Annotated in this window: 13 protein-coding genes; 8 read left to right on the forward strand and 5 right to left on the reverse strand. The window is 65.6% G+C overall.

Features of this window, described 5'->3' with window-relative positions:
- Positions 1-200 precede the first annotated feature (200 nt).
- The 4 genes from LC490_RS11895 to msrA all read left to right on the forward strand — a co-directional run bounded on the left by LC490_RS11895 (position 201) and on the right by msrA (position 3,732).
- Positions 201-485 carry a DUF2007 domain-containing protein gene (locus tag LC490_RS11895; protein WP_223620301.1) on the forward strand — a complete coding sequence of 95 codons (285 nt, stop codon included), beginning with the start codon at positions 201-203 and terminating at the stop codon, positions 483-485.
- 241 nt (positions 486-726) lie between these two features.
- Positions 727-1,668: a DMT family transporter gene (locus LC490_RS11900; RefSeq protein ID WP_223620302.1), complete on the forward strand. Its 942-nt coding sequence runs from the start codon at positions 727-729 to the stop codon at positions 1,666-1,668.
- A 42-nt stretch (positions 1,669-1,710) separates the two neighbouring features.
- A complete protein-coding gene (locus LC490_RS11905; protein ID WP_223620303.1) occupies positions 1,711-2,241 on the forward strand; it encodes an adenine phosphoribosyltransferase in 531 nt (176 codons plus the stop codon).
- Between the two features lie 843 nt (positions 2,242-3,084).
- Positions 3,085-3,732, forward strand: a complete 648-nt coding sequence (msrA, locus tag LC490_RS11910) for a peptide-methionine (S)-S-oxide reductase MsrA (RefSeq protein ID WP_223620490.1) — start codon at positions 3,085-3,087, stop codon at positions 3,730-3,732.
- Positions 3,733-3,878: 146 nt separating this feature from the next.
- Here the strand turns inward: msrA and LC490_RS11915 are convergent, their stop codons facing one another.
- From LC490_RS11915 to LC490_RS11925, 3 genes are read right to left on the reverse strand one after another with little or no spacing between them, the layout of a single operon-like run.
- Positions 3,879-4,637 (reverse strand): DJ-1/PfpI family protein, encoded by a 759-nt coding sequence (locus LC490_RS11915; RefSeq protein ID WP_223620304.1) that lies wholly within the window; start codon positions 4,635-4,637, stop codon positions 3,879-3,881.
- On the reverse strand, positions 4,556-5,200 hold the full coding sequence (locus tag LC490_RS11920; protein WP_223620305.1) for a hypothetical protein: 645 nt from the start codon (positions 5,198-5,200) through the stop codon (positions 4,556-4,558). The genes LC490_RS11915 and LC490_RS11920 overlap by 82 nt, the downstream gene beginning before the upstream one ends.
- Positions 5,197-6,147 carry a LysR substrate-binding domain-containing protein gene (locus LC490_RS11925; RefSeq protein WP_051885437.1) on the reverse strand — a complete coding sequence of 317 codons (951 nt, stop codon included), beginning with the start codon at positions 6,145-6,147 and terminating at the stop codon, positions 5,197-5,199. Before LC490_RS11925 ends, LC490_RS11920 begins: the two co-directional genes overlap by 4 nt.
- 148 nt (positions 6,148-6,295) lie before the next feature.
- Here LC490_RS11925 and LC490_RS11930 point away from each other — a divergent pair, with 148 nt between their 5' ends.
- Both LC490_RS11930 and LC490_RS11935 read left to right on the forward strand, forming a co-directional pair.
- Entirely contained in the window at positions 6,296-6,835 is a 540-nt protein-coding gene (locus LC490_RS11930) for a peroxiredoxin (RefSeq protein ID WP_031374202.1), read from the forward strand.
- Between the two features lie 345 nt (positions 6,836-7,180).
- A complete protein-coding gene (locus tag LC490_RS11935) occupies positions 7,181-7,708 on the forward strand; it encodes a carboxymuconolactone decarboxylase family protein (protein WP_031374201.1) in 528 nt (175 codons plus the stop codon).
- Between the two features lie 897 nt (positions 7,709-8,605).
- Here the strand turns inward: LC490_RS11935 and LC490_RS11940 are convergent.
- On the reverse strand, positions 8,606-10,240 hold the full coding sequence (locus LC490_RS11940) for a PKD domain-containing protein (protein WP_223620306.1): 1,635 nt from the start codon (positions 10,238-10,240) through the stop codon (positions 8,606-8,608).
- A gap of 535 nt (positions 10,241-10,775) precedes the next feature.
- Between LC490_RS11940 and prmC the strand changes: the two genes are divergently transcribed.
- Together prmC and pip are read left to right on the forward strand one after the other, a co-directional pair.
- Complete coding sequence (gene prmC / locus LC490_RS11945; RefSeq protein WP_223620307.1) at positions 10,776-11,639, forward strand: peptide chain release factor N(5)-glutamine methyltransferase; 864 nt, start codon at positions 10,776-10,778, stop codon at positions 11,637-11,639.
- An 85-nt stretch (positions 11,640-11,724) separates the two neighbouring features.
- Positions 11,725-12,666: a prolyl aminopeptidase gene (gene pip / locus LC490_RS11950; protein WP_031374220.1), complete on the forward strand. Its 942-nt coding sequence runs from the start codon at positions 11,725-11,727 to the stop codon at positions 12,664-12,666.
- Between the two features lie 702 nt (positions 12,667-13,368).
- Here the strand turns inward: pip and LC490_RS11955 are convergent.
- Entirely contained in the window at positions 13,369-13,863 is a 495-nt protein-coding gene (locus LC490_RS11955; protein WP_223620491.1) for an NUDIX hydrolase, read from the reverse strand.
- Positions 13,864-13,954: the final 91 nt, after the last annotated feature.

Below are 13,954 nucleotides of genomic sequence, written 5' to 3' on the forward strand. Positions count from 1 at the left end.
CGATCCCTGCCTTGGCGGCGCTCGTCCGTCGCGCCGGAGCCGCGGTCCGGCGGCTTGCACGGGCCCGGAGTCAGGGGCCGGCGGGCTTTGCCGGGCGTGCCTGGAACGCTGCGTCCGCGCGCCGTTCATGGGTCAAGCCGGCCACTCCGGCGTATGCTGGCCGCAGACCCGCGAGGCCGTTGCGCCGAAGGACAGCGACGATGAAAGTCGTCTATGAAGCCGCCCATCTGATCGATGCCCATCTGGTCCGGCATGCGCTGGAAGCGGCCGGCATTCCGGTGTTCATGAAGGGCGAGGCCTTGCTCGGCGGCCTCGGCGAGCTGCCGTTCGGTCCGGTCCAGGTCTGCGTGCCCGAGGCTGCCTGGCCGGAAGCGCGCGAGGTGGTCGATGCGCTCTCGCTGGGCGAACCGCCATCGTCCGCCGCCGACTCGATCGAGTCCGACCCGATCGGGGCGATGCCGCCGCCAGGCTGGCTTCCGGCCTGAGCCCGGGGCGCGACGCCCGCAGCGTCGCGAGGTCCGCGACCGCCCCGGCGGGACCGGGCCACGGTCGTCAGGCCCCCTGCCTGACGCTACTGTCTTCTCTCTCTCATCGAGCCCTGCGGCGCGTCCGGTCGAATGCCGGTCGCCGGCGCAGGGCCTCCGGATCGCTCCGACGGCGTTCCGGCTCTCATGGAGTTCCGATCGTGCATTCCGCTTCGTTCCTGCTTGCTTCGCGGGGGCGCTCATGAGCGCCTCGTCCTCCACCGCCACCCTGCGTACGCCCCTGATCGAGATGCTGATCGGCGCCTCGGTCATCAGCAGCTCGGCGGTGTTCGTACGTTGGGTCGAGATCGGCCCGGCCGCATCGGCGTTCTGGCGCATGGCGCTGGCCGGGGTGATCCTGTTGATGCTGCTCGGCCAGCCCTGGCGACGCGATCGTATGCGCCATTGGCGCCCCGACGGACGCACGCTGGGGCTGGTGATGTTCGGCGCGGCCTTCCTGGCGCTGGACCTGTGGCTCTGGCATCGCAGCATTCTCTATGTCGGTGTCGGCCTGTCGACCTTGCTCGCCAACTTCCAGGTGTTCGTGCTCGCCGGCGTCGGCGCGCTGGTGTTCGGCGAACGCGCCGGCTGGCGCCTGTGGGTGGGGCTGTTGATGGGCCTGGTCGGCCTGGCGCTGTTGCTCGCGCCGGGGTGGGAGCACGTCGACGAGCGTTTCCGTCTCGGCGTGTTCTACGGCCTCGGCACCGCGCTGGCCTATGGCGTGTTCCTGCTGGCCTTCCGTGCCGCACAGGCGCGCCGCCAGCAGACTCCGAACGAAGCCCTGCAGTGGTGGCTGTGCCTCGGCAGCGCGGTCATGCTCGGCGTGTCGGTGCCGTTCGGCGGCGAAAACCTGATCCCCACCAGCGCCCACGACTGGCTGATCCTGTTCGCCTATGCCGCGATCGCGCAGGTGTTGGGTTGGCTGGTGATCGGCCGCGCCATGCCGCAGCTGCCCGCGGGCATCGTCGGCCTGTGCCTGTTGTTGCAGCCGCTGCTGGCTTACGTGTGGGACGTGCTGCTGTTCCACAAACATCTGGGCGGCATGGAACTGCTCGGCATCGGTCTGTCCCTGGCGGGTATCTTCCTGGGCCTGCTGCGGGGCGACCAGCCGCTGTTTACGGTGCGCCGCGGCGATGCCGCCTGAGCCGCGCTTCCACCCTTCCATTGTCTGCTGCAAGGTAAGCGCATGAACGAATCCCAGAACACCCTCGGCGCCCTGATCCGCGCGGTCGCCGATTTTCCCAAGCCGGGTGTGACCTTCCGCGACATCACCCCGCTGCTGGCCGATGCCGGCGGTTTCGCGCGCTGCATCGATGCCCTGGCCGAGCCCTGGCAGGGCAGTGGCGTGCAGGCCGTGTGCGGCATCGAATCGCGCGGTTTCATCTTCGGCGCCGCCCTGGCGCAGAAGCTGCACGCCGGCTTCGTGCCCGTGCGCAAGCCGGGCAAACTGCCGCCGCCGCTGATCGCGGTCGAATACGAACTCGAATACGGCCGCGACCAGTTGCAGGTGCGCAGCGACGCCCTGAAACCCGGCGAACGTACCCTGCTGGTCGACGACGTCCTGGCGACCGGCGGCACCCTGGCGGCTGCACGCGAGCTGGTCGAACGCCTGGACGCGGTGTTGGTGGGGGCGAGCGTGCTGATCGAGTTGGATGCCTTGCGCGGTCGCGAGCGTTGGCGGGGCGATGCGCCGGTGCATGCGTTGTTGCATTACTGAGGGATGGCGGCTGCGCCGCATGTCGCAGCGGTTAATGGCTTAGGCGAATGACGAGGCAATCGGGAACCCGCGCGGTCGCGGCTTGCGCCGCTTCTACCCAAGAGCGGCGATGATCGCGATTGTGAGGATTCTGCCGTTGCCGTTGCCGTTGCCGTTGCTGTGCGCAGCTTCGCACTAGCGAAGGCAATAGAAGACCCGGAGGGCGGCCCGCAGGGATGCGGGCCGTTTTTCATCGGGACAAGGATGTCCCGTATGAAAAATCCCTGCGGAGGCATCGAACGTGCGGGCCTGTGATTCAAAGCAAAAGCATTTTTCTTTGGTGACTTTCTTTTGTTGCTTTAGACAAAAGAAAGTTACCCGCCGCTTTAGTGGCGGAAGCTTTAGGCGTTTGATCTTGCTTGCTTCTTGAGATGCCACAGCAAGAGCAGAGCTTCCGCCCGCTACGCGGCCGGGTTACTTTCTTTTGCTAAGCCCAAAAGAAAGGTAACCAAAGAAAAGGGCTCTCCTTGCAAGGGCACAGGCCACGAGTGCGATGCCGGCGCCGGGATTTTTCGATAAGACGTCCCTGTCTTATCGAAAAACGGCGCACGTCCTGTGCGCCGCCCTCCGGGTCTCCACTTGACCGGCAAAGCGGCAAAGCAGATCAAAATCTCGGCAACGGCAACGGCAACGGCAACGGCAACGGCAACGGCAACGGCTTGGCCAGAGCCAAGGCCTCCGGGTCCAGGGGGCCACCGATTCGCGCCCAACCACCCGCACGCTTGAATCCTGCCCACCGTGCCGCATCTCATCGACAGGGCGTCCTTCGACGCAAACGGAGACAAGACGATGGCCGGTTCCTCCATTCCTGGCGTGGGCGCGTTCAAACAGCGCATGCCGCAGCGTGAAGATGCGTTGCCCGGGCGCGGTGCGCCGCTGCCGCTGGACAATGTCCATCATGTCCTGGGGCGGCCGTTGCGAGACGATTTCGAAGGGCTGGCGCGGGTCCAGTTCGGCATGGGCTGTTTCTGGGGCGCCGAACGCAAGTTCTGGTCGCTGCCGGGGGTGTTCACGACCGCGGTCGGGTACTCGGGCGGTTACACCCCGAATCCGAGTTATCGCGAGGTCTGCAGCGGCCAGACCGGGCATACCGAGGCGGTGTTGGTGGTGTACGACCCCAAGCTGATCGGGTTCGAGGATCTGCTCAAGGTGTTCTGGGAGAGCCACGACCCGACCCAGGGCATGCGCCAGGGCAACGACGAGGGCACTCAGTACCGCTCGGCGTTGTATTGCGAGACCGACAGCCAGTACCAGGCGGCATTGGCCAGCCGCGATGCCTTCCAGGCGAAGTTGCGCGGAGCCGGGTTCGGCGAGATCACCACCGAGATCGCGCAGCCGGCGCCGACCTTCTATTACGCCGAGAACGAGCACCAGCAGTATCTGTCGAAGAACCCGATGGGCTATTGCGGTCTCGGCGGCACCGGGGTGAGTTGCCCGATCGGCGTGGTCTGAGCAGGCCAATCCAACCGACCCGAGGAACGGCGCACATCGGTGCGCCGTTTTTCGTTGATCCGTTCGTGCCTGGCCAGCAACGCGAGCGCTCTGGTTATACGATCATCTGCAACGGCGATGTTGGGCGTTCGAGCTGCGTACCGGACTCAAGCGAACTCGCGCGCGAACATGGCGCGGTATTGGCGGATGGCATCTTCCTGTTCCGGCACCAGGATTCGCAGGCAGGCCTGCGCGAAAGAGATCGGCGCGGAACCCGATGCGCTGACGACCAGGCCGTCGCTGATGCAGCTGCCGTCGCGGTACGACGCCTTGCCACCGTATCCCGGCACATCGTCGAGATAGCCCGGCTCGTTGCTGGTGTGCGCGCGATCGTCGAGCAGTCCGGCCTGCGCCAACGCGCGGGTTGCGCCGCAGATGCCAGCGACCGGCCGGCCGGCGGCGACGCGGGCCTTGATCGCGGCCAGGATCGGCGCGGGCGCGGGCGCCTGTTCCCACAGCGGACTGCCCGGCAACACCCACAGGTCGGCGGCGAGCGGATCCAGCTCGGACAAACGATGTTGCGGTTGCAGGGTCACCCCGCCCATCGATGTCAGCGCGGTGGCTTCGATGGCGGCGATGGCGGTTTGCAGGCCGAAGAAGGCTCGCGCCGCGGCGAGGATGGGGCCGTACTCCCAGTCTGCAGGTTGGTCGATCATCATCGCTACGATGGTCTTGCTCATGTCGCGCTCCTGCTGCGGTGGGAGGAGCATCATGGCGCAGTCGTCGCTTGTGGGCTCGACGATGTTCGCCTGCGTTCTCGCGACTGTGACCGCCGTTACCGCGTTCAGTACGCCTGGATCGAACAGGCGTAGACCAATTCGCAGGCGCCCTTGCCGCTGTCGGTGCGGCTCATCGAGCTGTCCCAACGCATGCCTTCGTCGGTCTCGACCCGTACCAGCCAGCCATCGACGCGCACGCGCTGGTCCTTGCGCACGCGCTTGAGCGCGCGGGCGACTTCGGCGTTGGCCGGAATGATGTGCAGATTGCCGACCGAGCGTTGCATCTCGTCGACCGGAATCGGCGGCTTGCCGAAGTAGCGATAGGTCAGGAACCGCACTTCCTGGGTGATGTCGAGTTGCGACAGGACCGTGTCCTCGCGCATGCGGCCCCAGCCGATGGCCAGGTCGGTCGGCGAGAACTCGGCCTCGCGTCCCATGCGGTAGTCGCGCCGCGACAGCACCCGACCGTCGATGCTGAAGCCGGCCAGCGGCGTCACTGCGCCCGGTTCGAGCTGGAACGGCCGCAGCGTGGCCGGCACCGCGGTCTGCAAAGGTTCGGCGCCGTCGACCACGCGCGGCGGCAGCGGGCAATCGACGCTCGCGCCGTTGGCGGGTTCCGGGAAGTGCAGGGGACGCGGCGACACCGGCGAGTACCACCAGCCGATCGCGCTCAGGATCAGGCAACACACGACCCAGGCGCGTGGGCTCATCGTGCTTCCCGGGTCGGCTTGCGCGCGCCGTGGCCGTTACCGCGCGGCGGCTGCAACAGCGAGGCCGGCAACTTGCGCAGTTCCTCGGCCAGTTGCATCAGGAAATCCGACATCGCCGAGCTGCGGCGCCAGAGCATGCCGATCTGCCGGTGCGGCGGGTCGCCGCTGAAACGCAGCAGATGGATGTCGGGCGACTGCGGCACCGGCGGCTGCACTGCGAGCATCGGCAACAAGGTGATGCCTACCCCTGCGGCGACCATCTGCCGCAGGGTCTCCAGGCTGGTGGCGCGGAAGCCGTCGCGCTCGTCGGCGCCGGACAGGCGGCAGACATCGAGCGCCTGGTCGCGCAGGCAGTGGCCTTCTTCGAGCAGCAGCAAGTGCTGATCGTCGAGGTCGTGCAATTCGAGCGTGTCGCGCCCGGCCATCGGATGCTGCTGCGGCACCGCCAGCAGGAAGGGTTCGTCGAACAGGGGTTCGACATGCAGTTGGTCGTCGTGGATCGGCAGCGCCAACAGGCCGGCGTCGAGGCGGCCGTCGCGCAGGCGGGCGAGGATCTGGTCGGTCTTCTCCTCGACCAACAGCAATTCAAGACGCGGGAAGCGTTTGCGCAGCCCCGGCACCACGTGCGGCAGTAGGTAGGGGCCGAGGGTCGGGAACAGCCCCAGGCGCACCGTGCCGGCTTCCGGGTCCTGGCTGCGGCGGGCGATCTCGCTCATCTGCTCGACGTCGGCGATGACCTTGCGCGCGCGTTCGGCGATGTCGCGCCCGACCGGGGTCAGCATGACCCGGCGCGGCGCGCGTTCGACCAGCGACACCCCCAGTTCTTCTTCGAGCTTCTTGATCTGCGTCGAAAGCGTGGGTTGGCTCACGAAGCTCGCGGCGGCGGCCCGGCCAAAATGCTTGTGATCGGCCAAGGCGACCAGATATTTGAGATCACGCAGGTTCATTGATGGTCGCCAATTGATATAGACTATCGCCATAATAGGAACAATTCATTTCAGTAATCAATTGCTGGGGTGCAACATACGACCCCTAAGTTGTTCCTTCGGCAACAACCCCTCTTTACCCCTCCCATCCCTTCAAGGAGTCATCCGCATGCTTTCGATCGGCGAGAAGTTCCCGAAATTCAAGGTCAAGGCCACCGTCGGTATCGAGAACCTCGATAGCGCGTTCGCCGACATCGACAACGACACCTACAAGGGCAAGTGGCTGCTGGTGTTCTTCTACCCGAAGGACTTCACCTTCGTCTGCCCGACCGAGATCAAGGGCTTCGGCGACCTGAACCAGCAGTTCCTCGACCGCGATTGCCAGGTCCTGGCCGCCTCGACCGACAGCGAGTTCGTGCACCTGGCATGGCGCAAGGACCACAAGGACCTGCGCGACCTGCCGTTCCCCATGCTGGCCGACATCAAGAAGGACCTGACCTCGGCGCTCGGCATCCTGTCCGAAGACGGCGTCGCTCAGCGCGCCACCTTCCTGGTCGATCCGGACGGCATCATCCGTTTCGTCTACGTCACCGACGGTTCGGTCGGCCGCAACCCGCAGGAAGTCCTGCGCGTGCTGGACGCCCTGCAGACCGACGAGCTGTGCCCGTGCAACTGGAACCAGGGCGAGAGCACCCTCAAGGTCGCCTGATCCGTTCGGATCGCACGACCCGGGAGTGATTCCCCGCGGAGCCGGATTCCGTGACCCGGCTCCCCTCTGGTTCTGCCTGCGCTGTCGGCCCGCCGCCAGCGCAGTTTTCAAAGTAGTCCCGCATGCGGGCCGGTCTCGCCGGTCCTCCCTCCCTCCCGTGCGGGATGCCCACAGTCGGGGTTCGCCCCGGCTGTTCCTATCCGCTTCGTCCCGTTCGTGTCGTTTCCCAGCCAGCCGTGCGCGATGCGCATGCCCGCCAGGCGATGGCGCGTGCCCGGTCCTCGCGATCGGTGCGCCTGCGCCGCCGCGACGCGACGATCCCCCGCCGATTCCAGGAGTATTCCGATGAGCCTTTCCGATCTTCGCAACTCGCTTCCCGATTACGCCAAGGACCTCAAGCTCAACCTCGACAGCGTGCTCAGCGACGCCGGTTCGCCGGGCCTGGACGGCAAGCAGATCCGCGCCATCGCCCTGGCCTCGGCGATCGCCTCGCGGCACAAGCCGTTGGCCGCCGCGATCGAAGCCTTCGCCGCCGAGAAGCTGTCGCCGGAAGAAATCAACGGCGCCAAGGCCGCCGCGGCGGTGATGGCGATGAACAACATTTACTACCGCGCCACCCACCTGATCCAGAACGAAGAATACGGCCAGCTGCGTGCCGGCCTGCGCATGAACGTCATGGCCAGCCCGGGCATCGACAAGATGACCTTCGAACTGGCGTCGCTGGCGGTGTCGGCGATCAACGGTTGCGGTGCCTGCATGGATTCGCACGAGAAGGTGGTGCGCAAGCACGAAGTCAGCGCGCAGGGTGTGCAGAGCTCGCTGAAGATCGGTGCGGTGGTGCATGCGGTGGCGGTGACGTTGGAGCAGATGTGATCGGTTGATCTGTTCTGCCAGCTAGAGTTCTTGCGAAATCGCCGGCGAAAGCCGGCGATTTTTGTTTCGGGGCGTGGCTGCGTATCCGGATCTGTTTGTGCAACTCTTTGCCTTCCGCCTTCCGCCTTCCGCCTTCCGCCTTCCGCTTTTGCCTTCTGCTTTTGCCCTTGCTTGGCGCCGCTTGTAGCTTGCGAGACCGAAGGAGACTCGGAGGGCGGCGCACAGGACGTGCGCCGTTTTTCGATAGGACAAGGATGTCCTATCGAAAAATCCCGGCGCTAGCTGCGCACTCGTGGCCTGTGCCCTTGCAAGGAGAGCCCTTTTCTTTGGTTAGCTTTCTTTTGGGCTTAGCAAAAGAAAGTAACCCGGCCGCGTTAGCGGACGGAAGCTTTGCACTTGCTTGAAGGGTGCGCCGGCAGCCGGCAGGATGTGGTCGCGACTCACGTCGCTCCTACAGGGGCAAGCTTCGCACTTGCCTGTCGCTTTGCAGAAGCAAGATCAAACGCTAAAAGCTTCCGCCACTAAAGCGGCGGGTAACTTTCTTTTGTCTAAAGCAACAAAAGAAAGTCACCAAAGAAAAATGCTTTTGCTTTGAATCACAGGCCCGCACGCTCGATGCCAACGCAGGGATTTTTCATACGGTACATCCCTGTCCCGATGAAAAACGGCCCGCATCCCTGCGGGCCGCCCTCCGGGTCTTCGATTGCCTTCGCTAGTGCGCGGCGACGCACGGCAACAGCAACAGCAACAGCAACGGTGACACGGTTCTTGAGTAGGAGCGGCGCAAGCCGCGACCGCGCCGCTTGCGGCTACGCCGTACTACCGTTTGCCCGGCAAACTACCGTGCCACCGTAGCTGCCCGCCATGCCGGCCGCTTGCCGGCGCTAATGCCCAACCTCAACGCACCTCGAACTCATAGATCCGCGTCGCCGGATCGCCGTTCTGGGTCGGGGTGCCGATGTTGAGCTTGATGTATCGGGCCGAGGTCGCGCTGATCGAATGGGTCGAGGTGCTGGCGGTATTCGCGGTCACCGTGACCGGGGTGCTCCACGACGTGGCGTTGGTCGAGGTCTGGATGGTGAAGGCCTTGGTGTTCCAGGAGGTGGATTCGCCACCGGCGCCGGCGTGCTTGACCACGAAACTGCTGACCGTCTGCGCCGAGCCCAGGTCGACCTGCAACCAGGCGGAAGAGGCCAGCGAACAGAACTTGTCGGTGTTGCCGCCGGACACGCTGCCGTTGACGGCCTTGGCCGGGCCTTCGTTGCTGTTGCACGCGCTCGAACCGGTTGCGGGTTTGTTGAGGGCAAGGTTGGCGTTGCCGCTGCCGACCGAGACGGTCTGGGTCTTGGTGTGGGTCGCGCCGCCGTTGTCGGTCACGGTCAGGCTGACGGTGTAATTGCCGGCGCTGGCGTAGGTGCGGCTCGGGTTGGTAGCGGTCGAGGTGCCGCCGTCGCCGAAGTTCCAACTGCGCGAGGCGATCGTGCCGTCGGCGTCGCTGGAGGAATCGCTGAAGTTCGCGGTCAGGCCGCTGATGCTGACGCCGAAGTTCGCCACCGGTGCGGTATTGCCGCTGACGGCGTTGTTGATCGCGGCGGCGTATTGCGCGGTCGTACCCTGCGCCCAGCACTTCTGGATGTCGTCGTACAGCCACAGGAAGCCGCCGCTGATGCCGGCGCTGGTCTTCCAGCCGGCCATGCGGGTCTGCACCTGCGTCGGGCTGTCGCCGGCGGTGCAGCCGGTGCCGTGCTTGGTCCACAGGCCGGGCATGACGGTCATGCCCATCGCGGTGTTCCAGCTCGCCGGGTCGTTGCCGGCGCCGCCGTCGTAGACCTGCAGGTAGATACGGTCGACCGAGCTGCCGAGGTTGTCCTTCACGCCTCGCCAAAAGCTGGTGTTGGTGTAGGGCGCGAAGGTGATCTTGTAGCCCAGCCCGACCAGCATCTGGCCGAACTTGGTGGTGTCGGCGACGTTGTAGTGGCTTTCGTCGTCGAAGTTGACCGCGTCGGCGCCGGTGGCGGTCTTCAGCGCCTGGAAGTTGCGGTAAAGGATGCTGGTGCTGCCGGTGCCGCAGACGATGGTGGTGCCGCAGCCGGCGGCGGTGCCGTTGGCCAGGTTGGCCATGCGTTCGAAGTCGGGCACGCCCCAGGCGCCGATCGAAACTTCCACGCGCTTGACCGAAGTCGGCGCGGCCTTCAACGAAGCCAACCGTGCCGGCCAGTCGGCGTCGCTTCCGGTGTAGGCGCCGTTCTTGACGATCGGGATGTCGTTATAGACCAGGTCGCCGTTGGCCTCGATATGGACGCTCCACAGGAACACCGTGGTGAAGCCGGAATTGCGCAGGTCGTTGATGACGGTCTGGCCGCCGGAATAGAACGGGCCGCCGCCGAAGATCGCCGACTCGGCGGCGGCCGCGGTCGGCGCGATGGCGGCCAGCGCCAGCGCGATAAAGGCCGGCAGCGCACGCGAGAACGTTCGGGCCGTGGCGCCGATGGAGTGGAGGCGGGTCGGTAGGTGCTGGTTCGACTTCGGCATGGAACGTTCCCCTGCAATGAGCGTCACGGCGTGACGCGATGGCGTCGATGCGCGCGGTTTGCGATGGCGAGCGATTGCGCTCCCATCGCCACGACGCGCTCCCTGTCGCCGATGGCGGCGACGCGGCCACATTGGGAGGGCCAAAATCGGCGTGTCAATATTTGGATCGATTTAAATAAGGGTAAAAACGTTTAAATGCGGCGCGGCCGGGATTTTTTCCCTTTCAATCAAGGCGCTGGGCATGCCGTCTGCGAATCATGAAACCGGGATGCATCGCGCGTTGCCTCGCGCGGGCGCGCTGCGTCGCAACAGGCTTTCGCGCGGAGACGGCGCGATCGAGCCGCGGCTCCGGCGCAAATAACCGGCGCAAATGACCGGTGTGATCAACCGGCGTGAATAAAGTGTGCTTTCGGCATGCGGCGCGTGATCGAGGCATCACGAAGGAGGGCGATTCGACCGTTGCGACCCACGCGGTGTGACCGGATTCGCGAATCGGAATGCGCGCATCCGCAATCGCCTCGCGTACGATGCCGCGATGAATTCCCCCAGCGACCCCCATCACGACCCCGGCGCCGAGCGTATCGACGCTGCGCTGTGTTCGGCACGGGCGCTGATCGGCCGCGGCGAAGCCGAACTGCTGCTCGCGCATGCGCTGGAGCGGCCGCGCAGTTGGCTGTTCGCCCACGACGACCACGTGATGGACGCGGAGGTTGCCCAACGTTACCGCCGCCTGGTCGAGCGTCGCCTCGCCGGCGAACCGGTGGCTTATCTGCTCGGGCAGCGCGGCTTCTGGCGTTTCGACCTGGCGGTGACGCCGGCGACGCTGATCCCGCGTCCGGAGACCGAACGCCTGGTCGAACTGGCCCTGGGACTGCTTGCCGAAGATCGCGACCTGACGATCGCCGACCTCGGCACCGGCAGTGGCGCGATCGCTCTGGCCCTGGCGTTCGAGCGGCCGCGCGCGCGGGTGATCGCGGTGGATTTCAGCACCGACGCGCTCGAGGTCGCTCGCGCCAACGCGGCCTCGCTGCAACTGGGCAATGTCGAGTTCCGCCACGGCGACTGGTTCGCGCCTTTGGCCGGCGAACGTTTCGACCTGATCGCGAGCAACCCGCCATACATCGAGGACGACGACGCCCACCTGCAGCAGGGCGACTTGCGTCACGAGCCGCGCAGTGCGCTGGCTTCCGGCGCCGACGGGCTGGATGCGATCCGCGTCATCGCCCGCGATGCGCCGGCGCATCTGCACCCGGGCGGCTGGCTGTTGATCGAACACGGCTGGGAGCAGGGCGCGGCGGTGCGCGCCTTGTTGACCCAGGCCGGCCTGGTCGATGCCGTCACCGAACGCGACCTCGAAGACCGCGACCGCGTCAGCCTGGCGCGCAAGCCCAACGCCTGAGAGCCGCCTCGCCGACGCCCGATCCGGTCACGCCATCGCGGCCGGGTCCCGTTAGACTTCCCGCATCCCGAATGCGAGGCCTGCGATGCGCACGCTCTATCCCGAGATCGAACCCTTCGACACCGGCACGATCCAGGTCGACGACCGCCATACCCTGTATTACGAACAGTGCGGCAACCCCGACGGCAAGCCGGTGGTGCTGCTGCATGGCGGCCCCGGCGCCGGTTGCAGCCCGAAGATGCGGCGTTTCCACGACCCGGCCAAGTACCGCATCGTCCTGTTCGACCAGCGCGGCAGCGGCCGCTCGACCCCGCATGCCGACCTCGTCGATAACGGCACCTGGGAACTCGTGGCCGATATCGAAAAGCTGCGCGCCAAGCTCGGCATCGACCGTTGGCAGGTGTTCGGCGGTTCCTGGGGTTCGACCCTGGCGCTGGCCTATGCCGAAACTCATCCGCAGCGCGTCACCGAGCTGGTCCTGCGCGGCATCTTCATGCTGCGCCGTTGGGAACTGGAATGGTTCTACCAGGAAGGCGCCTCGCGCCTGTTCCCGGATGCATGGGAGCACTACGTCAACGCGATCCCCTCGGTCGAACGCCATGATTTGATCAGCGCGTTCCATCGCCGTCTGACCAGCGAGGACGAGAAGACCCGGCTCGACGCCGCGCGCGCCTGGAGCGTGTGGGAAGGCGCGACCAGTTTCCTTCATGTCGACGACGACTTCGTCAGCGGCCATGAGGACGCGAAGTTCGCGCTCGCCTTCGCTCGCATCGAGAACCATTACTTCGTCAACGGCGGCTTCTTCGAAGTCGAAGACCAGTTGCTGCGCGACGCGCACAAGATCGCCGACATTCCGGGCGTGATCGTGCACGGCCGCTATGACGTGGTCTGCCCGGTGCAGAACGCCTGGGAGCTGAAGAAGGCCTGGCCGAAGGCCGAGCTGACGATCACCCCGGCGTCGGGGCATTCGGCGTTCGAGGACGAGAACGTGGATGCGCTGGTGCAGGCGACGGATCGGTTTGCCTGATCGGTTTCGCCGGCGCGGCGATCGGCTTGCCCGAGGTTCCTGTAGGAGCGGCGTGAGCCGCGACCGCTCCGCTTAAGTTTCGCGCCGTTGCCAGTTGGAGTTTCGCCGCTGCTGTGCGTCGCTTCGCGCTCGCGAAGGCAATCGAAGACCCGAAGGGCGGCCTGCATGGATGCAGGCCGTTTTTCATCGGGACAGGGATGTCCCGTATGAAAAATCCCTGCGGAGGCACCGCTCGTGCGGGTCTGTGATTCAAAGCAAAAGCATTTTTCTTTGGTTACCTTTCTTTTGTTGCTTATGACAAAAGAAAGTAACCCGCCGCTTTAGTGGCGGAAGCTTTAGGCGTTTGATCTTGATCTTGCTGATCAAGAAGCTTCAAGCAAGAGCAGAGCTTCCGTCCGCTGACGCGGCCGGGTTACTTTCTTTTGCTGGCCCAAAAGAAAGCTAACCAAAGAAAAGGCCTTCCTTGACGAAGCTCCCCTGCGAGCACACAGCCCGCGCCGGGATTTTCCGATAAGACGTCCCTGTCTTATCGGAAAACGCCGCACGTCCTGTGCGGCGCCCTCCGGGTCTCCAGATGTTCTCGCGAGCTCGGTACTGCGCCAAGCTCATCCGGCAGAGGCAGAGGCAGAGGCAGAGGCAGAGGCAACGGCCATGCGGCCGTCGTCGCTGCGACGCCCGGGTCTCGTCAGGCGAGCCCGCGGTTCAGGCGGCGCTGCCATCCGGGTTGCGGTCGATCATCCACAAGCCCGCCCAAAGCTTCAGGTCGAGCTCGAAGCCTTCGGCCTGCTTGCGCATCAGCCAGGCCGGCGCATCGGCGCGCGGGACTTCGTGGACGAGGATGTCTTCGCCGTCGACGCCGCCGCCGTCGCCCACTTTGCGCAAACCGGTGGCGCGGACGAAGGCGATGCGTTCGCTGCTCATGCCGGCCGAGGTCGGGCCGGTCAACAGCACTTCGACACGAGCCGGTTCCCAGCCGGTTTCTTCGACCAGTTCGCGGCTAGCGGCCGATTCGAGGGTGTCGTGGGCGTGGTCGTCGCCGACCAGGCCGGCCGGCATCTCGATCGTGCGTGCGGCCAACGGGACGCGGTACTGCTCGACGAACAGGATCCGGTCCTGCGGCGTCACCGCGACGATGATCACCGCCATGCCTTTGCCGTGGGTGCGTTCGGCGTACTCCCAGTGGCCGCGGCGCATCATGCGCAGCCATTGGCCGTCGTACAGGGTCTCGACGCGTTCGGCGTCGTGCCCGTGGGAGTGGCGGTCGGAGTGTCCGTGGTCGGCTGGCGTC

Source organism: Lysobacter sp. ESA13C (genome assembly GCF_019970005.1).
Lineage (GTDB): Bacteria > Pseudomonadota > Gammaproteobacteria > Xanthomonadales > Xanthomonadaceae > Lysobacter > Lysobacter antibioticus_B.